The organism is Streptomyces sp. NPDC058279 (assembly GCF_042881255.1).
Taxonomy (GTDB): Bacteria; Actinomycetota; Actinomycetes; order Streptomycetales; family Streptomycetaceae; genus Streptomyces.
Map to the genome: position 1 here is coordinate 845,928 of NZ_JBHVYA010000001.1, position 26,438 is coordinate 872,365.

General features: G+C 72.5%; 24 protein-coding genes and 1 pseudogene. 6 read left to right on the forward strand and 19 right to left on the reverse strand.

Annotated elements, in window-relative coordinates; all coding sequences use genetic code 11:
* Positions 1 to 16: 16 nt before the first annotated feature.
* The 5 genes from ACFVXJ_RS04060 to ACFVXJ_RS04080 all read right to left on the reverse strand — a co-directional run bounded on the left by ACFVXJ_RS04060 (position 17) and on the right by ACFVXJ_RS04080 (position 5,974).
* Positions 17 to 1,024 (reverse strand): hypothetical protein, encoded by a 1,008-nt coding sequence (locus tag ACFVXJ_RS04060; protein WP_389658177.1) that lies wholly within the window; start codon positions 1,022 to 1,024, stop codon positions 17 to 19.
* A gap of 12 nt (positions 1,025 to 1,036) precedes the next feature.
* Complete coding sequence (locus tag ACFVXJ_RS04065) at positions 1,037 to 2,065, reverse strand: LGFP repeat-containing protein (RefSeq protein WP_389658180.1); 1,029 nt, start codon at positions 2,063 to 2,065, stop codon at positions 1,037 to 1,039.
* A 256-nt stretch (positions 2,066 to 2,321) separates the two neighbouring features.
* A complete protein-coding gene (locus tag ACFVXJ_RS04070) occupies positions 2,322 to 3,851 on the reverse strand; it encodes a serine/threonine-protein kinase (RefSeq protein ID WP_389658183.1) in 1,530 nt (509 codons plus the stop codon).
* Entirely contained in the window at positions 3,820 to 4,671 is an 852-nt protein-coding gene (locus tag ACFVXJ_RS04075) for a serine/threonine protein kinase (RefSeq protein WP_389658186.1), read from the reverse strand. Before ACFVXJ_RS04075 ends, ACFVXJ_RS04070 begins: the two co-directional genes overlap by 32 nt.
* A gap of 511 nt (positions 4,672 to 5,182) precedes the next feature.
* On the reverse strand, positions 5,183 to 5,974 hold the full coding sequence (locus tag ACFVXJ_RS04080) for a metal-dependent hydrolase (protein WP_389658188.1): 792 nt from the start codon (positions 5,972 to 5,974) through the stop codon (positions 5,183 to 5,185).
* 145 nt (positions 5,975 to 6,119) lie between these two features.
* Here ACFVXJ_RS04080 and ACFVXJ_RS04085 point away from each other — a divergent pair, with 145 nt between their 5' ends.
* The 3 genes from ACFVXJ_RS04085 (at position 6,120) to ACFVXJ_RS04095 (ending at position 10,064) form a co-directional block, all read left to right on the forward strand.
* Positions 6,120 to 8,642, forward strand: a complete 2,523-nt coding sequence (locus ACFVXJ_RS04085; RefSeq protein ID WP_389658191.1) for a DEAD/DEAH box helicase — start codon at positions 6,120 to 6,122, stop codon at positions 8,640 to 8,642.
* Between the two features lie 76 nt (positions 8,643 to 8,718).
* Positions 8,719 to 9,654: an acyl-CoA thioesterase gene (locus ACFVXJ_RS04090; RefSeq protein WP_389658194.1), complete on the forward strand. Its 936-nt coding sequence runs from the start codon at positions 8,719 to 8,721 to the stop codon at positions 9,652 to 9,654.
* An 8-nt stretch (positions 9,655 to 9,662) separates the two neighbouring features.
* On the forward strand, positions 9,663 to 10,064 hold the full coding sequence (locus ACFVXJ_RS04095) for a YchJ family protein (RefSeq protein ID WP_389658197.1): 402 nt from the start codon (positions 9,663 to 9,665) through the stop codon (positions 10,062 to 10,064).
* Here the strand turns inward: ACFVXJ_RS04095 and ACFVXJ_RS04100 are convergent.
* The 7 genes from ACFVXJ_RS04100 to ACFVXJ_RS04130 all read right to left on the reverse strand — a co-directional run bounded on the left by ACFVXJ_RS04100 (position 10,028) and on the right by ACFVXJ_RS04130 (position 16,486).
* The gene (locus tag ACFVXJ_RS04100) at positions 10,028 to 10,879 is read right to left on the reverse strand and encodes a DUF6397 family protein (RefSeq protein ID WP_389658200.1); all 852 of its coding nucleotides are present in this window, start codon (positions 10,877 to 10,879) and stop codon (positions 10,028 to 10,030) included. The two genes, ACFVXJ_RS04095 and ACFVXJ_RS04100, sit on opposite strands and share 37 nt — an antisense overlap.
* 89 nt (positions 10,880 to 10,968) lie before the next feature.
* Positions 10,969 to 11,367, reverse strand: a complete 399-nt coding sequence (locus tag ACFVXJ_RS04105; RefSeq protein WP_136211471.1) for a roadblock/LC7 domain-containing protein — start codon at positions 11,365 to 11,367, stop codon at positions 10,969 to 10,971.
* 219 nt (positions 11,368 to 11,586) lie between these two features.
* Positions 11,587 to 12,225 (reverse strand): ATP/GTP-binding protein, encoded by a 639-nt coding sequence (locus ACFVXJ_RS04110; RefSeq protein WP_389658203.1) that lies wholly within the window; start codon positions 12,223 to 12,225, stop codon positions 11,587 to 11,589.
* Positions 12,225 to 12,605, reverse strand: coding sequence for a DUF742 domain-containing protein (locus ACFVXJ_RS04115; protein ID WP_389658206.1), 381 nt, complete (start codon positions 12,603 to 12,605; stop codon positions 12,225 to 12,227). The genes ACFVXJ_RS04110 and ACFVXJ_RS04115 overlap by 1 nt, the downstream gene beginning before the upstream one ends.
* 17 nt (positions 12,606 to 12,622) lie before the next feature.
* The gene (locus ACFVXJ_RS04120; RefSeq protein ID WP_389658209.1) at positions 12,623 to 13,066 is read right to left on the reverse strand and encodes a roadblock/LC7 domain-containing protein; all 444 of its coding nucleotides are present in this window, start codon (positions 13,064 to 13,066) and stop codon (positions 12,623 to 12,625) included.
* Complete coding sequence (locus tag ACFVXJ_RS04125) at positions 13,063 to 15,615, reverse strand: nitrate- and nitrite sensing domain-containing protein (protein ID WP_389658213.1); 2,553 nt, start codon at positions 15,613 to 15,615, stop codon at positions 13,063 to 13,065. Before ACFVXJ_RS04125 ends, ACFVXJ_RS04120 begins: the two co-directional genes overlap by 4 nt.
* A gap of 91 nt (positions 15,616 to 15,706) precedes the next feature.
* The gene (locus tag ACFVXJ_RS04130) at positions 15,707 to 16,486 is read right to left on the reverse strand and encodes an MHYT domain-containing protein (protein WP_389658216.1); all 780 of its coding nucleotides are present in this window, start codon (positions 16,484 to 16,486) and stop codon (positions 15,707 to 15,709) included.
* 178 nt (positions 16,487 to 16,664) lie between these two features.
* On the opposite strand from ACFVXJ_RS04130, the gene ACFVXJ_RS04135 reads away from it, so the two are divergent.
* Positions 16,665 to 17,264, forward strand: a complete 600-nt coding sequence (locus ACFVXJ_RS04135; protein WP_389658219.1) for a class I SAM-dependent methyltransferase — start codon at positions 16,665 to 16,667, stop codon at positions 17,262 to 17,264.
* A gap of 315 nt (positions 17,265 to 17,579) precedes the next feature.
* Positions 17,580 to 18,377 (forward strand): hypothetical protein, encoded by a 798-nt coding sequence (locus ACFVXJ_RS04140; RefSeq protein ID WP_389658222.1) that lies wholly within the window; start codon positions 17,580 to 17,582, stop codon positions 18,375 to 18,377.
* A gap of 64 nt (positions 18,378 to 18,441) precedes the next feature.
* On the opposite strand, the gene ACFVXJ_RS04145 is transcribed toward ACFVXJ_RS04140, so the two are convergent.
* Entirely contained in the window at positions 18,442 to 18,987 is a 546-nt protein-coding gene (locus tag ACFVXJ_RS04145; protein ID WP_389658225.1) for an MOSC domain-containing protein, read from the reverse strand.
* Positions 18,988 to 19,007: 20 nt separating this feature from the next.
* Positions 19,008 to 19,190 (reverse strand): hypothetical protein, encoded by a 183-nt coding sequence (locus tag ACFVXJ_RS04150; RefSeq protein WP_190186935.1) that lies wholly within the window; start codon positions 19,188 to 19,190, stop codon positions 19,008 to 19,010.
* Positions 19,191 to 19,396: 206 nt separating this feature from the next.
* Between ACFVXJ_RS04150 and ACFVXJ_RS04155 the strand changes: the two are divergent.
* Positions 19,397 to 20,044 (forward strand): annotated as a pseudogene (locus ACFVXJ_RS04155) (transcriptional regulator); the annotation flags it as partial.
* Between the two features lie 96 nt (positions 20,045 to 20,140).
* On the opposite strand, the gene ACFVXJ_RS04160 reads toward ACFVXJ_RS04155, so the two are convergent.
* The 5 genes from ACFVXJ_RS04160 to ACFVXJ_RS04180 all read right to left on the reverse strand — a co-directional run bounded on the left by ACFVXJ_RS04160 (position 20,141) and on the right by ACFVXJ_RS04180 (position 26,338).
* Positions 20,141 to 22,207 carry a discoidin domain-containing protein gene (locus ACFVXJ_RS04160; protein WP_389658228.1) on the reverse strand — a complete coding sequence of 689 codons (2,067 nt, stop codon included), beginning with the start codon at positions 22,205 to 22,207 and terminating at the stop codon, positions 20,141 to 20,143.
* 219 nt (positions 22,208 to 22,426) lie between these two features.
* Positions 22,427 to 22,858, reverse strand: a complete 432-nt coding sequence (locus ACFVXJ_RS04165; RefSeq protein ID WP_389658231.1) for a DUF5829 family protein — start codon at positions 22,856 to 22,858, stop codon at positions 22,427 to 22,429.
* Positions 22,859 to 22,888: 30 nt separating this feature from the next.
* Entirely contained in the window at positions 22,889 to 24,412 is a 1,524-nt protein-coding gene (locus tag ACFVXJ_RS04170) for an aldehyde dehydrogenase family protein (protein ID WP_389658234.1), read from the reverse strand.
* Positions 24,413 to 24,587: 175 nt separating this feature from the next.
* A complete protein-coding gene (gene lysA, locus ACFVXJ_RS04175) occupies positions 24,588 to 25,928 on the reverse strand; it encodes a diaminopimelate decarboxylase (RefSeq protein WP_389658237.1) in 1,341 nt (446 codons plus the stop codon).
* A gap of 32 nt (positions 25,929 to 25,960) precedes the next feature.
* Positions 25,961 to 26,338, reverse strand: a complete 378-nt coding sequence (locus tag ACFVXJ_RS04180; protein ID WP_389658240.1) for an SAV_915 family protein — start codon at positions 26,336 to 26,338, stop codon at positions 25,961 to 25,963.
* Between the last annotated feature and the right edge of the window lie 100 nt (positions 26,339 to 26,438).

Below are 26,438 nucleotides of genomic sequence, written 5' to 3' on the forward strand. Positions count from 1 at the left end.
GGGTAGGGGTGGTGGGTCAGTTGGTGGTGGTCCAGGTGCCCCGGTCGGGGCTCCAGTGGATCGATGCCTTCTGGAACCGCTGGACCTTGCCGCCCGGCTCGTCGCTCTCGTCACCGACCGGATAGCCGAACACGCCCTCGTGACCACCCGCGTGGAACGCCTCGTAGATCGCACCGTGCACCACGTGCGTGCCCGTCTGCGGCGACCACATGAACAGGCCCTGCTCGAAGAACTGGTACCGGCCCCGAGTCCCGTCCGGCGCCCGCGCCGCGTCCGCCTCGTCCATCGTCGGAAAACCCCAACGACGCTCCGCGTCCGTCGCCCAGAACCTGTTCAAGATCTCCCCGTACACCGCGAACGCCACGTCCGGATGCCAGATCACGATCCCGTTGCGGAAGCCCTGGAAGCGGCCGCCCATCATGGAGTCGCGTTCGCCGGAGGTGGGTGGCCCCAGCACGCTGTCCAGGCCCCCCATTCCGTCGTACTTGGCCCTGATCGCGCCGTACGGCATCAGGTCGTCCAGCGTGTTGTAGCGGCGGGGGGTGAATCCGCGCAGGCCGTCGCCCCACACCCGCTCCTCGGCCACGTGCCCGAAGTCGTACGTCTCGCGCACCACCGGCTGGGTGTGGGCGGCGTCGGCCCACCGGACGAACAGCGCCACGTGGTCGGTGCCGCCGGAGTCGCGCAACAACGCGTCACCGGGCTGCAGATCGGCGGCGGGGATGTCGACGGTGACGTTCCACAGGCTCCACGTCGTCAGTGACGAGCCCAGGTGCCAGGCCATCGACACGAAGCCCGAGCAGTCGGGGCGGTAGCAGCCGAACCGGTTGGCGTAGCAGCCGCTCTGGCTGTAGGGCACCTGTTCGGCAACCCAGGACCAGGCGCGGTCCATGACCTCACCGCGCCCGATCGAGCCGTCCGGTTCTGAGGCGCCGGCGGCGGTCGCCGGGAAGAGCGTGACCGCGAGGGCGGCGAGCAGCGGCGCGCCGGCCTTGGCCAGGCGCCGGAGGATCAGCGATCTCATGCCGTCTCCCGGTCAGTTGGTGGTGGTCCAGGTGCCCCGGTCGGGGCTCCAGTGGATCGATGCCTTCTGGAACCGCTGGACCTTGCCGCCCGGCTCGTCGCTCTCGTCACCGACCGGATAGCCGAACACGCCCTCGTGACCACCCGCGTGGAACGCCTCGTAGATCGCACCGTGCACGACGTGCGTGCCCGTCTGCGGCGACCACATGAACAGGCCCTGCTCGAAGAACTGGTACCGGCCCCGAGTCCCGTCCGGCGCCCGCGCCGCGTCCGCCTCGTCCATCGTCGGAAAACCCCAACGACGCTCCGCGTCCGTCGCCCAGAACCTGTTCAAGATCTCCCCGTACACCGCGAACGCCACGTCCGGATGCCAGATCACGATCCCGTTCTGGAACAGCTGGAACCGTCCGCCCAGTTGGGCGGGCTCTTCGGCGCGCAGGGGTCGGCCCAGTGGGCCGGCCTGTCCGCCCGTGCCGTCGTACTTGGCGCCGATCGTCCCGTAGGGCTGGAACGCCTCCTCCCGCAGCTGCCGGGCGACGCCCTCCGCCTGCGGGTAGCGTTCCGGGTAGCCGGATCGCTGGACGGCCTGGGCGAGTTCCCCGGCGCTGCCGCCCTCCATGCCGGGCTCCATCTGCTGGGCCACCTCGAAGAACTTGTTCGCCGCGTAGTCGACGTCCAGGACCTGCTCGGGGGAACCCCAGCCTTGGGAAGGCCGCTGCTGGAAGACACCCAGCGAATCGCGGTCACCGCAGTCCAGGTTGTTCATCCGGGACTCCACCCAGCCCGTCTCGAAGCCGGCGAGCATCACCTTGTCGGACACTCCCCGGCGCTGTCCGACCTCGTAGACCTTCCGGGTCACGGCGATGTCCCGGTCCGGGGGGATGTCGCAGTACGACTCGGCCGTCATGGTGTGCCCGAGGGGACCGGGCACGTCGGCCTTGCCCCGTGCGGACGCGGGACCACCGCCGAGGGCGGTCGCGGTCGCCGCGACCAGGAGGAGCGCCGTTACGGATCTCGCGCGCCCAGCTGTTGTGCCACGCACGTGCAGCTCCTTCGCTTCGCCATCACCTTGTGCTGTGCGGGTGTTCGGCGTTCCGGGGCGCGGTGCGCGCACGGTCGGCCCGCCGACTGCCCGCAAGCTAGCCGCGGGTGCCGGGGGCAGGGCATCCGGAACGATCCGGAGTGACAGCCGCGGAGGGTCTCGGATAGGGAGGGTTCGGGCAGCGAACGTCTCCGGCAGGAGGAAGGCTTGGAGTAGGGAGACGCGCGCGCCGGGATGGGCGGTGTCGGCCTACCGATCAGCGGCCGGAGGCCGGCGCGGGGCAGGGAGGGACGTCGGGGCGGTCCTTGGTACGGACGGCGGGCAGCCAGGCGGTGGGCCGTGCCGTGCCGGCGGGCAGACGGACCCGGAACCACTGCGGGGACCAGGCGTCCCGCTCGTCGATGATGGGAATGCCGTGCGCGAGGAGGCAGTCGACGGTCAGCTCGTCGCCCTGCCACACCCTCGTCGGGACGACGTTGTCCGAGGTGTAGGGCCGCCGGGGGTCGATGGCGAGGCCGAGGCTGCAATCCGGGTCCCGGTCGGTGCGGGTGGTGCAGCTCGGTTCGGCGTTGAACACCCGGATCCGGCCGGTGGGTTCGGTGTTCGGGTCGGACGCGCCGCGGGGGGTGGCGTACGGTCCGCTCGCCGCGGCCGTCCCGCACACCAGCGCGGACACGAGCGCGACGCGGACGGCCCTGCCCAGCGGGGCCGCGGGGGCCGTGCGGGGCTGCCGGCGCGCCTGGGACCGAGCGGTGATGCGGGCGAGGAGGTTGTGCGCCGTGTGGGCGGCGCGGGCGGCGTGCGTGGGGGCCAGGCAGTCGGCGGCCAGGGCACGCCAGAAGGGCGGTACGGCGGGGTCCAGGCGCAGGGGGGCGCGGCCTTCGGCGTACTCCTGCGCCGCGGCGACGCGCGCCATGGGCGTAGCACCGGGGAAGGGTGGGGCTCCGGACGCGAAAACCTCGTGGATCACGATGCCGAGCGCCCAAATGTCGGCGCTGGGCCGGACTTGGACGCCGTGTTCCCCGAGGGGGGCCTTGCGGCGCTCGGGCGGAAGATAGTCGAAGGTGCCCATCGGGGGCGCGTAGCCGTGGGTGCCGTCGGTGCCGGTGAGTTCGGCGGCCAGACCGAAGTCGGAGAGTCTGACGGAACCGTCCGCCATGAGCAGGATGTTGTCCGGTTTGAGGTCGCCGTGCACCCAGCCGGTGCGGTGCAGGTGGGCGAGCCCTTCACAGATCTCGGTGATCAGCCGGGCGCCTTCGGACTCGCTCACGGCGCCCGCGCGCAGGAGGTCCCGGAGACTGCGCCGGGCCCGTTCCATCACGAGGACGAGGGCGCCGTCGAGGAAGGGGTGGCCCGGCTCGGCGAGTACGACGGAGTCCAGGAGGCGGATCAGCCGGGGGTGGCCGGCGCGGCGGCCGAGTTCGACCTCACGCCGTGCCGTGTCCACGACGCTGCGGGCCTGGCGCGGGGCGAGCCCGGATGTGGGCAGGAACTTGAGCGCGACACCGTCCTCCGGCAGCCGGTCCTCGGCCGGGCGGTCACCGGCAGCGCCGTCGTCCGCCGGCCGTTCACCGGCGGGGCGGTCCTCAGCGGTGCGGTTCTCAGCCGTGCGGTCCTCAGCCGTGCGGTCCTCAGCCGTGCGGTCCTGCCCGATCGCGCGTCCCGCGTAGACGGTGCCCCACCCGCCGGCCGCGATGGGCTCGGTGACTTCCCACCTCCCGACGCGGTAGCCGCGCGGAAGCAGCTCCGTACAGTCACTTCCCGAGGTGTCGGCCGGGCCGTGCACCGTTCCCTCCTCCGGTCGGCTCGTCGCGCCGGATCCCGTTGCGGGGCGGCAGCAGTGCCAGGTGCTCTTCCCGTACGAGCCCGAACCGCAGGGCGAGGCCGACGATCGACTCCCGCTTGCCGTTGCGGCGGGCGGCGCGGCCGGGGTCCTGCTCGCCGGGCGCGGCGACGCGCATCTTCTCCTCGGCGAGGTAGTCGATGTGCGAGCTGACCGCGCGGCCCGTCAGCCTGCCGCAGGCCGGATGGCCCCTGAGCCGGTCGACGACCTGGGGAGTGGTCGGCACCGCGACCGGTGACTCGTCGCGCAGCCGCGGTTCGCAGAGCGCAAGCAGGACGAGGAAGTAGGTGGCCGTCTCGTCCAGTGAGTACGCGGTGACCGTTCGCCCGCCCCACTGGCCGCCCGCGCCGCCGAGGCCGTCCGGGTCGAGGTAGACGTGATCGGGGGCGAAGACCTGGAAGGAGACGGTGGTGTCGCGCCGGGTCGGCAGCACGACCCGGGAGAACTCGAAGGGGATGGGCGCGCCGGCCCGGCGCGGCGGTACCCGCAGGTACTCGCCGGCCCCTTCCGGGTTCTCCACTAGATAGCTTTGCGTCGCGCTGAGATTGCTGAGTTGCCAGTGGTCGTCGGTGACCCGGATCTCGCCCGCCAGCCGGGAGATCGCGGCGTCGACGAGGCGGAGTTCGACGGGGGTGGTGGCCGAGCCGCGCCCGAATCGGGCCACTTCCCCCGGCCCGAGCCGTAACGTCACCGGGCCCTCGCCCGGCTCCGCGCCTGCCGTGCCCCCGTTCCCCGGCGGCAGATAGATCACTATCCCGCTCACAGCCCGCTCCTCGCCCCCGCACGGGCGGTGGTCACGCCCGCCGAACGTTATACAGCCGGGCGGAACCGGCGCTGCCCGGTCGGTGGCCGTAATGAGCCGGTACGCGTCGTGCCGCCGGCGGCAACGGCCTGACGCCCTCCCGCCCTACGGGGCGTTGGCGCACCCGTGGGCACCGTCTTCCCGCCGGGCGACGGCGCTGCCGCACCGCTGCGGCGCACGCGCGGCAAAACGGCGCGAACCGCACCCTGCCGACTCGGCGGATCGTGGCCGGGCGGCTCGGCCTGCTTTCCGCCGGACCTTTCCCCCGGACGCGTCGCAGGTGCGCTGGTGCTGTGGCCGGGAAGGTGTGCCGGGTCGCGGTTCCCCCGGCTACCGCTGGGAGGTGCCCCCAGGTGCGGTGCATCGCGAGGCGGAGGGCCGCGGCTCGTACCGGACGTACTTCCGTGGTCCGACAACGCAGGGAGGTGCCGTGCCGGGCGCCGCGACCCGGTGGACCTTCCCGGCCACAGCACTAGATGAAGTTCAGGGCCCCCGCGCCGCCCACCGCGCCGAGCAGCATGAACACCGGCATGAGCACCTTGAGCTCCACCCAGCTCCCGGCGCGGAAGCGCATCATCTTGGGCGGCCCGATGGGGTACCAACGCTTGCCGGCGATGGGCAGCGGCCACAGGATCGGGCAGCCGGAGACGGTCAGCGCGTCGCCGATGTCGTGGACCAGGGCGCCGAGCAGGATCGGCAGGCCGAGCCACAGGTACTCCTGGCCGGCCCCGGTGAACAACCAGCCCGCTCCGTTGCCGGGCTGGTCGAGCACGCCGGCCAGGATCCAGGCGCTGGTGGCGCCCAGCAGCCACACCAGGATGTCGCTGGACATCCGGGCGGCCCGCCACAGCAGGCCCTCGACGGCGAGTACGAGGTGGACGAAGAGCAGGAGGAGAACGCCCCAGCGGTCGGTGGTGACCGCCAGGGCGGAGGACCCGGCACCGATGAGCACGGCCCACAGCCAGGTGTGGGTCAGGGTGCGGTGTCCGCCGGAGCGGCGGGCGTCGCGCGGGGCGCGGGTCGCCTTGTAGACGGCGTAGGAGATCTTGTCGACCACCTCGCACAACCCTCGCGACAGGGGGCCGAAGGCGCGCGAGATCGTCGCCGACTTGTGGTCGAGGTCGGGGGCGAGGGCGGCCCCCGCGCAGATGAGCGCGCCGACGACGAGGACGGGCCACGGCATCGGGTGTCCCGCGGCCGCGGCCGCCGCACCCACCCCCAGCCAGGCCGCCGCGCCGGACAGAGAGTGCGCCGGACCCATCATGGTTCTTTTCCCGCCCCGGTTCGGTGATATCGGGCCCCGGTGACTGATTCGCTCGGGCCGCGTCGACGGCACAGCGTACAGTCGATGATCTTCCTTCCGGCCGCCGGTTGCCTGATCCGGTCGGAAGCCAGGCAAGATGGGGGGTGTGACCCTCATTGATCAGCTCCCGCCGAACGCCGACCCCGACGCCCTCTTCGAGGCTTTCTCCTCGTGGGCGGAGGAGCAGGGCATCACCCTGTACCCGGCGCAGGAGGAGGCGCTGATCGAGGTCGTCTCCGGGGCGAACGTGGTCCTGTCCACCCCGACCGGCTCCGGAAAGAGCCTCGTCGCGGCGGGTGCGCACTTCACCGCCCTCGCCCAGGACAAGGTCACCTTCTACACCGCTCCGATCAAGGCGCTGGTCTCGGAGAAGTTCTTCGACCTCTGCAAGCTCTTCGGCACCGAGAACGTCGGCATGCTGACCGGCGACGCCTCCGTGAACGCGGACGCGCCGGTGATCTGCTGCACCGCGGAGGTACTGGCCTCGATCGCCCTGCGCGACGGGAAGTACGCCGACATCGGCCAGGTCGTCATGGACGAGTTCCACTTCTATGCCGAGCCGGACCGCGGCTGGGCCTGGCAGATCCCGCTGTTGGAACTGCCGCAGGCACAGTTCGTCCTGATGTCGGCGACCCTCGGTGACATGAAGCGCTTCGAGGAGGACCTGACCCGACGCACCGGGCGGCCCACCTCGGTGGTCCGCTCCGCGACCCGGCCGGTCCCGCTGTCGTACGAGTACGTCACCACGCCGATCACCGACACCATCACCGAGCTGCTCGAAACGCGGCAGGCTCCGGTGTACATCGTGCACTTCACCCAGGCCCAGGCGGTCGAGCGGGCGCAGTCGCTGATGAGCATCAACATGTGCACCCGCGAGGAGAAGGACAAGATCGCGGAGCTGATCGGCAACTTCCGCTTCACCACCAAGTTCGGCCAGAACCTCTCCCGCTACGTCCGCCACGGCATCGGTGTGCACCACGCCGGCATGCTGCCCAAGTACCGCCGCCTGGTGGAGAAGCTGGCGCAGGCCGGCCTGCTGAAGGTCATCTGCGGTACCGACACCCTGGGCGTGGGTGTCAACGTCCCGATCCGCACGGTGCTGTTCACGGCGCTCACCAAGTACGACGGCAACCGGGTGCGGACGCTGCGTGCCCGCGAGTTCCACCAGATCGCCGGCCGGGCGGGGCGGGCCGGCTTCGACACGGCGGGCTATGTCGTCGCGCAGGCGCCCGAGCACGTCATCGAGAACGAGAAGGCCCTCGCCAAGGCGGGCGACGACCCGAAGAAGCGCCGCAAGGTGGTCCGCAAGAAGGCTCCCGAGGGCTTCGTGGCGTGGTCGGACACCACCTTCGAGAAGCTGATCGCCGCCGACCCGGAGCCGCTCACCTCGCGCTTCAAGGTCACCAACATCATGCTGCTCTCGGTGATCGCCCGGCCGGGAGACGCCTTCCAGGCGATGCGCCACCTCCTGGAGGACAACCACGAGCCGCGCAAGGCCCAACTGCGCCACATCCGCCGGGCGATCGCGATCTACCGCTCGCTGCTCGACGGCGGAGTGGTCGAACAACTCGACACACCGGACGCGGAGGGCCGCAGCATCCGGCTCACCGTCGACCTCCAGCAGGACTTCGCGCTGAACCAGCCGCTGTCCACCTTCGCGCTCGCCGCCTTCGACCTGCTGGACCCGGAGTCCCCCTCCTACGCCCTGGACATGGTGTCGGTCGTCGAATCCACCTTGGACGACCCCCGCCAGATCCTGGCCGCGCAGCAGAACAAGGAACGCGGCATGGCCGTGGGCGCGATGAAGGCGGACGGGATCGAGTACGAGGAGCGGATGGAGCGGCTCCAGGACGTGACGTACCCCAAGCCGCTCGAAGAGCTGCTCCTGCACGCCTACGACGTGTACAGCAAGAGCCACCCCTGGGTGCGTGACCACCCGGTCTCCCCGAAGTCGATCATCCGCGACATGTACGAGCGGGCGATGACCTTCACCGAGTTCACCTCCTACTACGAGCTGGCCCGCACCGAGGGCATCGTGCTGCGCTACCTGGCGAGCGCCTACAAGGCGCTCGACCACACCATCCCCGACGACCTGAAGTCGGAGGACCTCCAGGACCTCATCGCCTGGCTGGGCGAACTGGTGCGCCAGGTGGACTCCAGCCTGCTCGACGAGTGGGAGCAGTTGGCGAACCCGGAGGTGGAGACGGCGGAGGAGGCCCAGGAGAAGGCCGACCAGGTCAAGCCCGTCACCGCGAACCCGCGCGCCTTCCGGGTGCTCGTCCGCAACGCCATGTTCCGCCGGGTGGAGCTGGCCGCCCTGGACCACGTCAACGTGTTGGGCGAGCTGGACGGCGACTCCGGCTGGGACGCCGACGCCTGGGGCGAGGCCCTGGACCGCTACTGGGACGAGTACGACGACCTGGGCACCGGCCCCGACGCGCGCGGGCCCAAGCTCCTGCAGATCGAGGAGGACGCGCCGCACGGCCTGTGGCGCGTCCGGCAGACCTTCGCCGACCCCAACGGGGACCATGGCTGGGGCATCAGTGCCGAGGTCGACCTCGCGGCTTCCGACGAGGAGGGCCGGGCGGTCATCCGCGTCACCTCGGTCGGCGAGCTCGGTGGGCTCTGACCCGCCCCCGCAAGCCCGCGCCACCGGACTCACCGGACCCGCCGAAACCGTCGGACCTGACAGTGGAGATCCCCTGATGACGAACCCCGCCGAGAGACTGGTCGATCTGCTCGACCTGGAGCAGATCGAGGTCAACATCTTCCGGGGCGCCAGCCCCCAGGAGTCCCTCCAGCGCGTGTTCGGCGGGCAGGTCGCCGGCCAGGCACTGGTGGCCGCCGGCCGCACCACCGAGAGCGACCGTCCCGTCCACTCGCTGCACGCGTACTTCCTGCGCCCCGGCATCCCGGGGGTGCCGATCGTGTACCAGGTGGAACGGGTGCGCGACGGGCGTTCCTTCACCACGCGCCGCGTCACCGCGGTCCAGCAGGGCAAGACCATCTTCAATCTGACCGCTTCCTTCCATCACCCGGAGGAGGGCGGCATCGAGCACCAGTTGCCTCCTCGACTGGACTTCCCGCATCCGGACACGCTCCCGAAGCTGGTCGACGAGATCCGTGAGCACCTGGGCGCGCTGCCCGAGGCGTTGGAGCGGATGGCCCGCCGACAGCCCTTCGACATCCGGTACGTGGACCGGCTCCGCTGGATTCCGCAGGAGCTCAAGGACGCCGATCCGCGCAGCGCCGTGTGGATGCGCGCCGTCGGCCCACTGGGCGACGACCCCCTCGTCCACACCTGCGCCCTCACCTACGCCAGTGACATGACCCTCCTCGACGCCGTGCGCATCCCCGTCGAACCCCTGTGGGGCATGCGTGGCTTCGACATGGCCTCCCTGGACCACGCCATGTGGTTCCACCGGCCGTTCCGGGCCGACGAGTGGTTCCTGTACGACCAGGAGTCACCCATCTCCCACGGCGGCCGGGGCCTGGCCCGCGGTCGTATCTACGACCTGGAGGGCAGGCTCCTCGTCTCGGTCGTGCAGGAGGGCCTCTTCCGCCCGTACCCGTCCGCGTCTCCTTCGTCCGCTCCGTCTTCCACGTCCACGTCGTCCACCCCCTCGTCCCCGAAGAGCTGAGCCCCACCATGCCCACGCCGGCCCTCCCCTGTCCTTGCGGGCTGCCCGCCCCCTACCCACAGTGCTGCGGCCGCTTCCACTCCGGCGAACGGCAGGCGCCCACCGCCGAACTGCTGATGCGCTCCCGGTTCAGCGCGTTCGCCGTCGGCGACACCGCCTACCTGCTGCGTTCCTGGCACTCCTCGACCCGACCCGCCGGGCTCGAACTGGACCCGGGTCAGCGCTGGGAGCGGCTGGAGGTCCTCGCCACCGAGCGGGGCGGGATGTTCGAGACGGAGGGGTCGGTGGAGTTCCGGGCGCACTACCGCGAGGGCCGGCACACCGGTTCCCTGCACGAACTGAGCGGCTTCTCCCGGGAGGGCGGGGCCTGGGTCTACGTCGGCCCCCTCTCCCCCGTCGACTTCGACTGACCGCGCGCCCCGGTCAGGGCGAAGTCCAGGCTGGTGCGGTACCAGTGGATCTCATCCGGCTCCTGCGCCCGCAGCAGCCGCGACGCCACGGCCGCGGCCGCCGGAAGCTGCGGATGCCCGTACGGCGGCGGAGGGGCGAGGGCGGCCAGCACGATCCGCTCCGCCGGGTCGGGCACCACCGCCCGCACCTCTTCGTCCTGGAGGACGGAGGCCACTACGGCCGCCCGCTCCCAGGGATCGGCGGTTCGTCTCAGCAGCAGTCCCACATGCCGCCCGCGCCACGCCCGCGGCCGCAGGTCCGTCTTGGCCGCGATCAGCTCCCGGTCCGCCGGGGAGGCGATCCCCGTCAGCATCGCGGCTTCCCGGGCTGCGAACTCCCGCAGCTCCGCCGCGAGATAGAGCCACACCACGGCCCGGTACCGGTTGATCCGGTAGCCGATCGGGGTGAGGTGCCCGCAGCGCGCGAGCCGGGTCAACCGGCTCGGCCCGACCCCCAACACCTCGGCCGCGGCGTCCGCGCCGGCCACGGTCTCGACCCGCTCGCGCAACGCCTGCGGAAAACCCTCGGCCGCACGGACCCGGTCCAGCTCCCCCCGGGTGAAGCGGGCGGCCCCGCTCGGCGCCCGGGGTCCGGCACGCACCAGCCCCAGCTGGACGGCCCGGGCGAACTCACCCCGTTTCAAACCCAGTTCCCGGGCCGCCTGGACGGCGCCCAGCAACTGCTCCTGCGGCGTGCCCGCCGATACCTCCGCCCGCGCCCGCGGCACGGTCAGCCCGGGCACGTCCAGTACGGCCGCCCGCACATCACTCTTCATCACGGTCCTCCCCCACGAGTGACGATCACTCTGTGTGAAGACCGTAACCGAGAGCGACGGACCCGCGCAGGGCCTGTGGATAACTCCGCTCAGCCGCCCGTGATCCGGCGCTCCGTGACGCCCAAGTGCTCGCCCACCCGGTTCACCATCAGCGTCATCTCGTAGGCGACCTGCACGATGTCCGCCTCCGCGGCGCTCAGCGCGCACAGGCAACTGCCCGCGCCCGCCGCCATGACGAAGAGGAACCCCTCGTCGTACTCGACCATCGTCTGACGGACGTCCCCCGCCCGGAAATGCCGCCCCGAGCCCTTCGCGAGGCTCTGCAGTCCGGCCGCGACCGCCGCCAGGTGCTCGGCGTCCTCGCGCGCCAACCCCGCGCTCGCACCCGTGACCAACCCGTCGTTGGACAGCACCACCGCGTGCCGCACCTGCGGCACCCTGCGCGTCAAATCGTCCAACAGCCAGTCGAGCTGCTTGTCCAGTGCCATGTGGAGCCCCTCCCCGTCGGCGCGGCCCACGTGGCCGCGCCCCACCCTGCTCGGTCGTCCGCAAGCCTTCCCCACCGGCTCCTTCCCGGCAAGGAGGACGGACCTCCGGCGCGGAAATGACTCAAGAGGAACGGCGGGTGCCCGTCCGGCCCGCTCCGCCCGCGCCCGCACGTAACCCGCCCCGCCTCCGTTCCCTCGACGCCCCGCCACGTCCTGCGGTCAGTGCGGCCCCGGCGGCGCGCCGACGGCGTCGAGCAGCCGGGCGGTGTGCACCCGACCGGCGTACTCGACCAGCCTGACCAGCACTTCCTTCCCCGAGTCCTTGTCCCGCGCGTCGCACAGCACCACCGGTGTCCCCTGCTCCAGGTCCAAGGCCCGCGCCACCTCGATCGCCCCGTACCGCCGCGCGTCGGTGAAGCAGTTGACGGCCACAACGAACGGGATCCGTCGGTGCTCGAAGTAGTCCACGGCCGGAAAACAGTCCTCCAGGCGGCGGGTGTCCGCGAGCACCACCGCGCCCAGCGCGCCTTGCGACAACTCGTCCCAGAGGAACCAGAACCGGTCCTGTCCCGGCGTCCCGAACAGGTAGAGCGACAGCCCGGCCCGGATGGTGATCCGCCCGAAGTCCATGGCCACCGTCGTGGTCGTCTTGCGGCCCACGCCTCCGGTGTCGTCGACGTGTTCCCCCGCCCGACTGAGCAGTTCCTCGGTCCGCAGCGGCCTGATCTCGCTGACCGACCCGACCAGGGTGGTCTTGCCGACTCCGAATCCGCCTGCCACCAGGATCTTCAAGGCAAGTGGAGCCGACTCGGCGTCCACCGCGTCGGCCGCGCCCGGCCCGTCGTCCCGCAGTCCCATCACAGTGCTCGCAATCCTTCGATGACTTCCCGCAGAATCCGTTCGTCGGGCAGTTGGGCGGGCGGTACCGGACGGCTGACCTTCACATGGCCGCCCTCCAGCAGGTCCCCGAGCAACACCCGTACGACGCCCACCGGCAGGTCGGCGTCCGCGGCGAGCTCCGCCACCGACTGCGTCTGCGCCCGGCAGAGCCCGAGCAGCGTCCGGTGTTCGGGACCGAGCAACGCCTCGTCCGCCGCGTCGGGGCCGGCCCGGTCCACCACGACCAGGGCGATCAGGTCGAACCTGACCCCATGCGGGCCGGGCTTGGTGCGCCCCCCGGTCATGGCGTACGGACGCACGAGCGGGCCCGCCGCCGCGTCGTACCAGTGGCCTTCCATCCGCGCGACCGCCGCGCTCAACCGGCGGCCGGCGGCCGCGCCGTGAACCGCGGCGGGGTGTAGAGGTGCTCGCCGACCCGTTTCACCAGCCGGGCCATCTCGTACGCGATCAGCCCGATGTCGGAGCCGGCGGCGCTGAGCACGGCCATGCAGGAGCCTTCGCCGGCGGCCGCGACGAACAGGAACCCCTCGTCCATCTCCACCATCGTCTGGCGCACGTCCCCGGTGCGGAAGTGTCGCCCCGTACCCTTGGCGAGGCTCTGGAAGCCCGACGCCACGGCCGCCAGGTGCTCGGCGTCCTCACGGCTCAACTGGCTGGAGGAACCCACCGCCAGGCCGTCGTTGGACAGCACCACCACGTGGCGGACCTCCCGGACCCGTACCACCAGGTCGTCCAGCAACCAGTCCAACTCGCCGGACCCGTGGACCTCGTCCGGGTCGGATCTCTGTGGTTCGATCATCGCGATTCTCCTTCGCTGCCGTCGTGGGGGGACTGCTCCCGAGTGCCGCGGGTCCAGCCGGCCTGGTACGCCGCCATCCGGTCGCGGACCTCCTCGGGACTGCGGCCCGGGGGTTCCCCGAAGCGGCCGGTCCCGGCCGGGTCCATCGGGGCGGGCACCTCGCGCAGTTGTGGGACCAGGGCGGCCTGTCGGACCCTGCGCGGCAGTTCGGTCACCGCCACGCCGGCGGGCGGCGGGACGGACCCGGACGACGCGCCGGCGGGCGGCGGGACGGCCGTGTCGACGCGCCCGGGTCCGCGCGGTCGCAGCGACGCCACCGGGGCGGGCCGCCCGCGTTCCGGCTCCTCGACCCGACCCGGGCCCGCGTCCGGGCCCGCGTCCGGTCCCGGTTCCGGCTCCCGGATCCCGCCTGCGGGTTCCCGTACGTCGCCGGCCGTGATGGCGCCCCGGATCAAGGAGTTCGGCAGCAGCACCACCGCGGTAGTCCCCCCGTACGGCGACGTGCGCAGGTGCACCCGGATACCGTGCCGGGCCGCGAGCCGGCTGACGACGAACAGTCCGAGGCGGTCGCTGTCGAAGAGGTCGAGGGCCTCGGACTGCTCGATGCGGCGGTTCGCCTCGTCGAGCGACGTACTGCCCATGCCGAGTCCGCGGTCCTCGACCTCGATGACGTACCCGGCGCCCACCGGCTCACCGCTGACCCGGACCTTGGTGTGGGGCGGCGAGAACTGGGCGGCGTTCTCGATGAGTTCGGCGAGCAGGTGGGTCAGGTCGGCGACGGCGCCGCCCACGATGGCGGCCTCGGCGAGCCGACGGACCTCGACGCGCGGGTAGTCCTCGATCTCGGCGACGGCGGCGCGGACGACGCTGGTCAGCGGTACCGGCAACCGCCACGCCCGACCGGGGGCGGCGCCGGAGAGGATGATCAGGCTCTCGGCGTGCCGCCTCATCCGGGTGGTGAGGTGGTCGAGCCGGAAGAGGTCCCCGAGTTCGCCCGGGTCGTCGGCGCGCCGCTCCATCGAGTCGAGCAGGGTGAGTTGCTTGTGCACGAGGACCTGGCTGCGTCGGGCGAGGTTGACGAAGACGCCGCTGACTCCGTCGGCGAGTTCGGCGCGCTCGACGGCAGCGCTCAGGGCGGCCCGGTGGACGGTGGACAGCGCCTCACCGACCTGGGTGATCTCGTCGTCCGCCGCAGGTCCGGGGGCGGTCTCGGCGTCGATGTCGATGTCCTGGCCGGCCCGCAGCCGCTCCATGGCGTGCGGGAGCTTGTGGTGGGCGATCTCCAGGGCGGTGTTGCGCAGCGAGACCAGCTCGACGACCAAGGCTCGCCCGATGCGTACGGAGATGACCAGGGATGCGGCTACAGCGGCCAGCCCCAGCAGCACGGCGGCGCCGGACGGGCCGGACGCGCCCTCGGCGAACGGGCCGGCCCGGTCGGCGGCCCCGGTGTGGGCCGCGTCCGCGATCTCGCGCAGGGAGGCGCTGACGCCGGTGTAGGCGGAGTCCCATCCGGCGGGCGCACGGTGGGCCTCCTTCGTCGTCGTCTCCTTCGCCGTCGTCCCGCTCACGGTCGTCCCGTTCACGGTCGTCCCGTTCACGGGCGTGGCGGCCGCGTCCAGCGCCCGTTCCTCGGCGTCGGTGAGCTCGGCGTACCGGGCGCTGCCGGCCACGGCCTCCCAGGCGCGCCGGCCGGCGTCGGGCAGGTCCCGCGCGGCCGAATCGGTGACCGCGCGCCGGGTCTCGACGACTCCGGTCAGGCGACGCAGTGCCTCCTGACTCCGTGCCTCCGGCAGGGCGAGCAACGCGTCCTCCCGGGAGAGCAACTCCCCGGCCCGGCCGAATTCCAGCAGCACCCGGTCGCCGGCACCGAGTTCGGGATCGTGGCCGCCGGACAGGGACCCGACGGCGGCGAGGGCGGAGTCGGCGACGCGGCTGTAGGTCTCGTAGGCGGTGTCCGGGCTCGTGCGCCGGTCGGTGACTTCCGCGCGGAACGGGCCGAGCGCTTCGGCGGCGACCACGAAGGCGCCGAGCCGGGTGGCCACCTCCCTCGGTTGGTCACCGGAGTCGGCCACCGTGTTCCGGTCGCCGAGCCGCAGTCCGCGTACGGCCGCGTCGGTACGGCGGGCCTGCTGCTCCAGCGCGGCGCCCTGGTCGGCGGCGGGATCGGCGAGGTAGCGGACCGCTGCCCGCCGTTCGGCTTGCAGTTCGGTGAGCGCGGTCGTCAGGGGGGTGCGTATCCGCTGGTCGACCCGCTGGACGCGAGCGAGGCGGGCGATGTCCTGGGCGGTGCTCACCGTCGCGAAGGCCCACAGGCCGAGCAGCGAGACGACGGGGACCATCAGCAGGGAGACGACCTTGGCGCGTACGGTGCCGGGGCGCAGGCGCGCCCCGGCTGCCGGGCCGGTCGGGGCCGGGGTCCGTGCGGCGTCACCGGCCGCCCCGGCCGCCGGCTCCTCGGTGGGCGGCCCGGCGTGCGCCCGACGGCCGCGCGCCGGGGGCGTGGGCGTCCTCGGCGGCGCTGCTTCCGGTCTCCTGCGGGGTGGGCGCATGGGGCTCCTCGGTCGGGGCGGTACGGAGAGGGTGGTCGGATCGGGCGCTGGAGGAGCGGGCGGCCGGCGGCCGGCCGGGGCCGCCCGGCGCTCAGCGGGCTCCCACGGCGCTCTCCCCGAGGTGCCGTGCCGACGCCGACGCGGCCCGTTCGTCGGCGGTCGGGGACAGGGCCACGAACGCGGAGGTGAGGAAGAGGTAGGAGCCGAGCCCGACGGCGAGGGGGAAGATGAACTGCATGGCGGTCGCACCGGGCAGCGCCGCGTCCGAGGGGGTGACGCGGACGGCGACGGCGAACATGCCGGTGTAGTGCATGCTGCTGACCGCCGCCCCCATGACGAGCGAGGCGACGACGACGGCCAGCGGCGACTTGATGTGGAGCGCGGCCCACAGGGCGGCGGTCGCGGCGACGACGGCGATGGCCACCGAGAGTGCGACGGTGAGCGGTCGGTAGGAGACCGTCCCGTGCAGGCGCAAGGCGGCCATGCCGAGGTAGTGCATGCTCGCGACGCCCAGGCCGGTGGTGAGGCCGCCGAGGACCAGGGCCCTGCCGCGGCCCTTGCCGTAGCCGACCGCGAAGACGCCCGCGCCGACGACCAGTACGGCGACGAGGAGGCTGAGGATGGTCAGCGGGACGTCGTAGCGGATGTCGGTGCCCGTGACCTCGAACCCGAGCATCGCGACGAAGTGCATGGTCCAGATGCCGGTGCCGATGGCGGAGGCGGCGGTCAGGAGCCAGTTGCGGCGGGTGGGGCCGGTCGCGGCGAGGGCGCGGACGGTGCAGCGCAGCCCGAGGGCGGCGCCGATGCAGGCCATCACGTATGACAGCGCGGGTGTCAGCCAGCCATAGGCGGCGTGGTGCAGGTGTCCCATGGCCAACGGACGCTAGTGCGGGTGAGGGCGCGAACAAGGGGCGCATTTCGAAAGCCGCTGGAACTGCTGGAATATGACAGAGCTACGTTCTTCTTCGATCGGGCCGCATGTCACCTTGTCCGTGCTCACCCGCGCGGGACGGGGTCCGGACGGCGCGGGCGTGGGAGATCATGGGCTCATGAGCGAAGACCACACGCATGTCCGGGAGTTCTTCGGGGCCAGGGCCGCGGACTGGGACCGCAAGTTCCCCGCGGACGGCCCGGCCTTCGCGCGCGCCGTGGCCGAGTTCGGTCTGCGAACGGGAGACCGGGTGCTCGACGCGGGCTGCGGCACCGGGCGGGCCCTTCCGGCGCTGCGCGCGGCCGTCGGGCCCTCCGGCACGGTGATCGGCGCGGACCTCACCCCGCAGATGTTGGCCGCCGCGCACGACGCCGGACGGGCCGGGGCGGCGGCGCTGCTGCTCGCCGACGTCACCCGGCTGCCGCTGCGTGAAGGGGTGCTGGACGCGGTGTTCGCGGCGGGCCTGATCGCGCACCTGCCCGATCCGGAGTCGAACCTGCGCGAACTCGCCCGGGTGGTCCGCCCCGGTGGGCGCCTCGCGCTGTTCCACCCGATCGGCCGGGCGGCGCTCGCCGCGCGCCACTGTCGCGCACTGTCCCCGGACGACCGGCGGGCCGAGCCCAATCTGCGCCCGCTGCTGTCGTCGGCGGGCTGGGAGCTGACCTCGTACGCCGACGAGGACGACCGGTTCCTGGCCTTGGCCACCCGCCGCCCCTGACCTCGCCCCCCTGACCCCGGGGCGCGGCGGTCCGGACCGGGGCCGGCGCGGTACGGGACCCACACGGACGGATCAGCCGTTGTCGCGCTGCCGCGCCGGCCGCTCCGGCCGGCTCCGGTGGCGCTCCCACGCCGCCGACCACCTGCCGGCCGGTTGGTGCCGGTCGGCGTGGAGGAGGCCTTCCGGGTGGGACGCCCTCAACTCCGCGCCCGGGTGCGCGGCTTGAAATTCGACGGTCGCCGGCCCTCGACGGGTGAGTTACCCACTGGCTAAGGTGCGCCGACGAGCGAGCGACCGGATCGGGAGGAGGCCCACGTGTCAGAAGCGGAGGACGGGGGTTCGCTGTACGTGCTGACCGCCCTGCTGGTGACCCCCACCCGGTTTCCGGCTGTGCTGGGCGACGACTTTCCCGAGGCGTGCGCGCTGCTGGGCGTGAAGCCGGTGGCGGACGGATACGGACTGGTGCTCGGGCAGGACGAGGACGGCGCGCGCTGGACGGTCGTCGTGGACGACGTCGCGCTGGTCGCCACCGCGATCGCCTCCTGGGACTGCGGCATGGAGTACGACCTGTCCCCCGACGAGCGGAGCATAGTCGTCTCCCTGGCGGGCTGGCCGCTGGAGCTCACGGTATCCGCCTCCGGTCTTCCCGAACCGCACGACCCCGAGCAGGGCGCGGACGGTACCGGACGCGTGCCGCTGGCCCCGCCCTCGGCGGAGGTGTGGGGACCAGTCCAGCGGAGACTGGGCGCGGACCAGATCGCGCGGGAGTGGGCCGACTGGCGCGAGCGGGCCGCGACCGACGGTGGGACCGCGGCTGCCGCGCACCCCGGCCTCGCGCGGGCTCTGGAGGAGGCCGGGGCCTACGCGCGACAAGCGCCGCCGCCGGGCCGCGTGCGGTCCTCCTTCGCGGAGGAGGGCGAGCGGACGCTCCGGGCGGACGGGCCCGGTTGGTCGCTCGTGGCACGCACCGGCGAGGCGGCGTTCGTCCTGCTCGACGAGGAGCCGGGCGTGGTTCTGGCCATCCCGCGGGACGGCTTTCCCGACCACCCTGACCTGCCGGAACTGACCGACGTCCTGACCGGCTTGCACCGCGTCGCGGCGCGACCCGCCTGAGGGCCGACGAGGGCTCGCCTCGATGCGCGGGAGTGCGTCCGGTCGGATGTCTCGCAGGAGCGCCTCAGACGCGTTCGAGCCGGACGTGCGGGGGCGCCGGCAGGGTGACCGTGATGGGATCGCCCGGACGGACGGTGCCACCGCGGCGGACCACGCTCATGATGCCCGCCTTGAGTACCGGACGTCCCTCTTCGTCCCGGCCGACGACCTGCTTGAGCAGCCCGCTCTGGAACCTGTCGATCTGCAGGCACGGGTTGCGCAGGCCGGTCACCTCCACCACCGCTTCCTCGCCGAGCCGCAACAGCGTCCCGACCGGCAGGCCCAGGAGGTCTATGCCCTCCGTGGTCACGTTCTCCCCGAGCTGGCCCGGTTCGACGGTGAATCCGGAGCCGGCGACCTCCTCGAACAGTTCCCGGTGGATCAGGTGGACCTGCCGCAGGTTCGGCCGGGTCGGATCCTGCGCCATACGTGAACGGTGCTTGACGGTGACCCCGGCGTGGACGTCTCCCTCGACCCCGAGCCCGGCGAGCAGCGTGATGCTCTCGCGCCTCGGCTTGGTGAACGAGTAGACCCCGTTGCTGCTGACCGCCATGACCTGCGCGCTGTTCATGTACGTCCCCCTGGCCGCCGTCAGCGGCCGATCTGCTTCCTGGAGATGCCCCGCAGCCGACGCCGCTGAGAGGAGTCCAGCATGAAGTACGCCACGGTGGGCACCCCGATCAAGACCAGGAGCCCGGCCCAGAATCCGACCGTCGCGAACAGCACGATGGCTGCCACCACTCCGGCAACCGCGACCTTTCCGCCTGTGGACATCTGCGGACACCTCCTTCTGCGTCGGCCACTGTCCCCTTCAACGCGCGACCACCCCCGTGCGTTCCCCGGGGCGGGGGGCGTTCCCGGCCACCGGACGTGCCGGACGCGCCGCCTTCCGGACAGATCCGCGACCGCGCACCGTCGCCGCGACCGGCGCACTACGGTGGACGCGGGCTCCGGCCACCGCGGCAGCAGGGGAGAGTGACATGCGCGAGCCGTCGGTGGCGTTGCCGGGCGGGGCCGATCCCGCCGAGCGCACCCGTGTGCTGCGCCGGGCGCACGACGCCTTCACCAGCGACGGGCGGGTCGATCCCCCCGTGCGGTCGGTGATCGCGAAGTCCTGGCGGCGGTGCGCCCGGGCCCGGGTGAGCCCGGAGTGCGCGCCGCGGGTGGACCTGGCGGAGGCGGAGCTTCGCTCGTACCGCGACCGGCACCCACTGGCCCGGGTGATGCCCCTGTTCCGGGACCTGGTCGGTACCTTCGCCGCGCACGGCGCGCACCTGCTGGCGGTCTGCGACGCTCGGGGCACGCTGCTCTGGGTGGAGGGCGAGCCGGGCACGCTCCGCCGGGCCGAGCGGCTGGGCTTCGTCCCCGGGGCGCTCTGGGCGGAAACGGCGATGGGAACCAACGCGCCCGGTACGGCGGTCGCGGTCGGGGAACCCGTCCAGGTCTTCGGCGCCGAACACTTCAACCGTCGCGTCCACCCCTGGACCTGCGCGGCGGCCCCCGTGTACGACCCCCGCACCGGTGGGCTGCTCGGCGCCGTGGACATCACGGGCGGGGACGGGCTGGCCCACCCGCACTCGCTGGCGTTCGTCCGGGCGACGCCGTCGCGCGTCATCGCCCGGATCGCCGCCTCGGTGAGCTGACGCCGCCGGTCGGCCAGGGGCATGCGTCCCACGGGTGTTCCTTTCGTACGCGTTCGCCGCCGGGACGCCTGCCGCGCGAGGTCAGCTGCTGTAGACGCCGACCTCGTAGAGCGAGTAGCCCCACTGCGTGCCCCGGCCCTGCCCGTGGACGCGGACGTAGCGGGCCGGGACGCCGGCGAACTGGGCGGTGTCCAGGCCGCCGTCGCCGGTGGTGGTGGACCAGACCGTCTGCCAGTCGGTGCCGTCGGCGGAGGTTTCGATGCGGTAGGCCCTGCCGTAGGCGCGTTCCCAGTCCAGGGTGACGCGCTTGACGAGCCTCGGGGAGCCCAGGTCGACGCTCAGCCACTGGTCGTCGCTCCAGTCGCCGGCCCAGCGGGTACCCCGGTCGCCGTCGACGGCCCGGCCGGGCGCGTAGCTGATGAACGGGTTCCATTCGGCGCTACTGGCGGTGGTCGCCGCGCCCGCCGCGAGGTTGACCCCGGCCTGGTGGTGCTCGGCCGCGCCCCATGTTCGGAGATACGATTCGGCGCCGCGGAAGAGATCGTCCACGACGCCTTGGCCGCCGACGATGCGGATGTCCTCGATCCAGTCCGGGACGAGCCCGTAGTGCGCGGCTCCGTCGGTGTTGAGGTCCCAGGTGCGCTGTCCGGCGGTCTGCCGGTCGATGACGGACCCGCCGTCGGTGCTGCGGAACGGGTACGTCACGGGGTTCGGGGTGTTGGCGCCGCGCGGGCCGGGCCAGCCGCCGACACCGTTCATGTCGGTGCCGTAGCCGTAGCCGACGTGGTACTTCTCGCGCAGCGCCTTGGTCCGCTGCGCCTCCGCGCTGAAGCCTTCGGAGCCGTTCATGTACTGGGCGGCGAACCCGCCTAGCTTGTAGAGCCGCTCGGTCCAGCCGAGGTCCATCCAGCTGTGCGAGGAGATCACGCCGGGGTAGGACTCGGTCTCCAGGATGTCGAACGCCTGGCCTGCCGCCTTGACGCTCATGTGGTCGACTTCGAGCATCATCTTGCGTTTCATCATGCCCCGGACCGCGTATTCGCCGAGTGCGGTGAGCCCCCGGGTGTTGCACTGGGCGTCGGCCGCGTAGGCCGGGACGGTGACGCCCGGCGGGAGTTCGCCCTGCGCCTGCGGCGCCGGGGCGAGGCCGATCGGGTTGTCGTGCTGCGGGCCGGCGCACTTCTCGGTCTGCCAGAAGGTACCGGTCGACAGGAACTGCCCGATGTTGATGGCCGTGCCGAGCGCGCCTTCGTCGAAGCGGACTCCGCAGAGGGCGTTGTCGAACTTGTGGCAGAGGAACATGCTGCGGACGCCGAGGCGGTAGAGCTCGTCCAGGCCGCGGTCGATGTCTTCCTTGCCGCACTGGGCGATGTCGAGGATCTGCTTGCAGCCGAACGGTTCGGAGGTCTCGACGCCGAGGACCACGGCGAGCTTGCCCTGTTTGACGACCTCGCGGGCCTGGGCGGAGTCGGTGACGATGCGGAACCAGCCCTTTCCGGGGCCGCCGTACATCTTGTCGATGAATGCCTGCATGTCGTAGGACTTCTGCGCTTCGAGGCGGATGGCGGCCATCTCGTCGCAGCCGCGGTCCTTGAAGAAGTAGACCGAGCAGATGACCCCGTTGGTGACGAGGTCGTTGACGAGCACCCGTTGACCCCCGCGCCAGGCGCGCTCGATCCAGGCGTAGTAGTTCTGCTGGTGGGTCAACGAGTCGTGGGCGGGCCAGTCCTTGAAGGTGGGCCAGCCGACGGGGTCGTGCCTGCCGTCGCCGCCCTTGGTGATGAAGTCGAAGACGGCGAGGGAGCCGTCGGGGTAGTGCTCGGGACAGTCCTTGAGGGCGTCGGCGACGCCGAGGTCGGAGAAGGGCTTGCCGCAGATGAGGCGGCCGCCGAAGCCCTCGTTGGACATGATGTGGTCGTGGGCGTCGACGAAGCCGCGTACGTTGCCCTGCGCGTCGGTGCCCGTGAAGGGCTCGCCGGTGACGTTGATCGCCGAGTCCGGCGTCGGGCGGGCGACGGGGTCCCACCAGTTGGGGTCGGCCGCGGCGGCCCCTTGGGTGGGGCCGAGAACCATGGCGAGCATGGCGAGGAGTAAGGACAGGACCGCGATCGGCCTGCCTCCGCTGTGCGGCTGTCGGGTCACGGCCATCACCATGTCTCCGGTCGACGGACGGCGCGTCGGATTGTCATGTCCGCGCAATGTGCCCCGAGAATCCCGACTGCCGCCACAAGAGTCAAGAGTCCGGGACGCTTGACCTGACGACCCGTCGGATCGCTCGGCTCCGGCAACCGCCCCCGTGTGGCCGCTGCCCGCTACGACGGGACGGCCGGGCCACGGGGCGGACCAGCGGCCTCCCGGGGCACGCTGCTACGCGGCCCCGGCGAACGTCCACACGGCGCGCGACCGGGCCGACAACAAGGGCCGAGTGACCGATGCGCTCCTCGTGACGGTACGCGACGGGCTGTTGAGGGACAGCTCGACCCGGCGCAGCCCGGCCTTGTCGCGTGCGACGGCGTCCAGGCGGATGGTGGTGCCGCCGCCCTGCGGCACGACGCCTCTGCCTGCCACCTCCCGGACGCCGAACCGCCGGCCCGGAGCAGCGGCCCGGGGTGGGCGCGGTCGCGCGGTGACCGCGAGGCGGATCGAGGTCACGTCCCGCATCAGGTGGTCGCCGTAGCCGTCCGACAGGTACCGCTCGCGGCCGACGTCGCCCGGCGAGCCGGTCGGCTCGGTGTTGCCGCGCGGGTCGGCGAGGTACTCGGCCGGCCGGCGGCGCCGAGGGTGCCCGACGGGCGGCAACGCGCCCGCCCGGCACCCTCGGCGGGCCCGCTAGAAGAAGCCGAGCTTCTTCGGGGAGTAGCTGACCAGCATGTTCTTCGTCTGCTGGTAGTGCTCCAGCATCATCTTGTGCGTTTCTCGACCGATGCCGGACTGCTTGTAGCCGCCGAACGCGGCGTGCGCCGGGTAGGCGTGGTAGCAGTTCGTCCAGACCCGGCCGGCCTGGATGGCGCGGCCGGCCCGGTAGGCGGTGTTGATATCGCGGGTCCAGACTCCGGCGCCCAGGCCGTACGCCGTGTCGTTGGCGATCCGTACCGCGTCGTCGAAGTCGTGGAAGGAGGTCACGGACACCACCGGGCCGAAGATCTCCTCCTGGAAGATCCGCATCCGGTTGTCGCCCTCGAAGATCGTCGGCTGGACGTAGAAGCCACCCGCCAACTCGCCGCCGTGTTCCACCCGCTCGCCGCCCGTCAGGATCTTCGCTCCCTCCTGGCGGCCTATCTCCACATACGACAGGACTTTCCGCAGCTGCTCCTCCGACGCCTGGGCACCGATCATCGTCTCGGTGTCCAACGGATGCCCCGGCGCGATCAGTTCCGTACGGGCGACGGCCGCGTCGAGGAAGTCCCCGTAGCGCCCCCGCTCGATCAGCGCGCGCGAGGGGCTGGTGCACACCTCGCCCTGGTTGAGGGCGAACATGGTGAAGCCCTCCAGCGCCTTGTCGCGCAGGTCGTCGTCCGTCGCCCAGATGTCGTCGAAGAACAGGTTGGGGCTCTTCCCCCCGAGTTCCAGCGTCACCGGCTTGAGGTGCTCCGCCGCGTACCGCATGATCAGCCGCCCCGTGGAGGTCTCCCCCGTGAACGCCACCTTCGCCACGCGCGGGCTGGACGCGAGCGGCTTCCCGGCCTCTTCGCCGAAGCCGTTGACGACGTTGACCACACCGGGCGGCAGCAGGTCCGATACCAGGCTCAGCCAGTAGTGCACGGACGCGGGAGTCTGCTCCGCCGGCTTGAGCACCACCGTGTTGCCGGCCGCGAGCGCCGGCGCCAGCTTCCACACCGCCATCAGGATCGGGAAGTTCCACGGGATGATCTGGGCGACCACGCCGAGCGGTTCGTGGAAGTGGTAGGCGACCGTGTCGTCGTCGAGCTGGCTGAGCGCCCCCTCCTGGGCGCGCAGGGCGCCGGCGAAGTAGCGGAACTGGTCGATGGCGAGCGGCAGGTCCGCGGCCAGGGTCTCGCGGACCGGTTTGCCGTTCTCCCAGGTCTCCGCGACCGCGAGGGCCTCCAGGTTGTCCTCCATCCGGTCCGCGACGCGCAGCAGGATCGCGGAGCGTTCGGCGACCGAGGTGCGGCCCCAGGCGGGCGCGGCGGCGTGCGCGGCGTCCAGGGCGCGCTCCACGTCCTCGGCGGTGCCGCGCGCGACCTCGGTGAACGGCTCGCCGGTGACGGGTGAGGGGTTGGCGAAGTACGCGCCGCGGGCGGACGGTACGTAGGTGCCGCCGATGAAGTGGTCGTAGCGGGGCGCGTAGTTCATGAGCGCGCCTTCGGTACCGGGCGCAGCGTAACGGGCCATGGTTCCTCCCCTTTGCCGGGCGCGGGCCGCCGTCGGCCGGCGCTCGGTGGGAAGGGTAGGAGCCGGGAGGTTGCGCCGACGTTGCACGGCCCGGACCGGCCGCTCACCGGACCACCCGCTGACCGGTCCGCCACTCGCCCCGGCCCCGGGCTGTCCGGGCCGCCGGCCCCGCCGTTCAGAGGCCGACGTCGCGGGCCCGGACGTCGTCCAGCGACTCGCGCCGCACGAGGAGCCGGGCGCGGCCGTCCGCGACGGCGATCACCGGAGGCCGTCCGACCAGGTTGTAGCCGGAGGCCATGGACAGCTGGTAGGCGCCCGCCACGGGGACCCCGAGCAGGTCGCCGGCCCGGACGTCCGCGGGGAGGTCGACATCGGCGGCGAGCACGTCACCGGCCTCGCAGTGCCGCCCCACCACCGTCGCCCGCCCGGGCGGGGCGGACGAACGGCGCCCGATCAGCCGGGGCGCGTACCGCACCCCGTACAGGGCGGGCCGGGGATTGTCGCTCATGCCGCCGTCGACGGCGACGAACACCCGCTCGCCGGTCCGCTTGACGGCGAGCACCCGGTAGAGCGCCACTCCGGCCGGGCCGACCACCGCCCGGCCCGGTTCCACGGTCAGCCTGGGCACCGGCAGCCGGGCGGCCGCGCAGCTTCCGGTGAGTTCCGTACGCATCCGGTCGGCCAACGCGTCGACGTCGAGGACCGCTTCGCCGGGTCGGTAGGCGACGCCGTGGCCGCCGCCCATGTCGAGTTCGGGCAGGACGACCCCGTGGGTGTCGCGCACCCGGGCGAGCAGGCCGACCATCCTGCGGACGGCGGCGAGGTACGGCTTCACGGAGGTGATCTGCGATCCCAGGTGGCAGTGCGGGCCGGTGAGTTCCAGTCGCGGCTGGGCCAGGATGCGGGCGATGGCGTGCTGGGCGGAGCCGTCGGTGAGGGAGAGGCCGAATTTCTGCTCGTCGGTGCCGGTACGGATCTTCTCGTGGGCTCCCGCGGCGATGCCCGGGGTGATGCGCACCATCACCCGCTGGGTTCCGCGCGGCCCGATCGCGGCTGCCAGCCGGGCGATCTCCGACGCGCTGTCGATGACGACGCGCCCGACGCCGAGACGCAGGGCGACGTCCAGGTCGTGCGGGGACTTGGCGTTGCCGTGCAGGGTGATCCGCTCGGGCGGAAAGCCGGCGGTGACGGCGAGTTCCAGCTCACCGGCCGAGCAGACGTCGAGGCCGAGACCTTCCTCGTCGATCCAGCGGACCACGGCACGGCAGAGGAACGCCTTCGCGGCGTAGAGGACGTCGGCGTCGGGGAAGGCCCGGCGGTAGCGCCGGCACCGTTCGCGGATCTCTCCCTCGTCCAGGACGTACGCGGGGGTGCCGAAGCGTTCGGCTATCTCGGTCAGCGCGACGCCGGCGACGCAGATGCCGTCGCCCGAGGTCCGGGCGGTGGAGGCCGGCCACACGGACAGGTCGTCCGGGGCGGCGGGCGGAGCATCGGGCGGCACGTGCAGGGTGGTCATGACGTGGGTCTCCCTTCTGCTCGTGGGCGCCGTCAGCCGGTCCGCAGGGCGAGTGCCGCCCCGACGGGCTCCGCGTCCACGGACGCCGGGGCCGCGCCGTATGCGGGGCGTTCGGGTGTCGGGCGCGGGATGCACAGCTGCGGGTCGACGGTGACGGTGGTGACGCCGAGCGGCCGGACCAGCGCCCGCAACGCGGGTTCGGCGAGCCGGATCCACCGTTGGTCGGGGCCGAGGACGGCGGCCAACCGGTCGGCGGTGGTGAAACCGACGGCGGTACGACCGCCGAGCGGCGTGCGGAACACCCGGGCCGCCGCCCAGGTCGCGGGTCCCGGCCGGACGGGGACGCACAGCGGTCCGGCCGGGACGCGTTCGCAGGGTTCGGGGTCTTCGCCGCACAAGAGCGCTGCCATGGGATTCCTCCTGGAGGGACCCTGGTCGGGAGGGGCCCCGGCGCGGGGAGGCGCCGGGGCATGCCCCCGACGCTATGCGCACCGCCTACGCCGGCAGGGC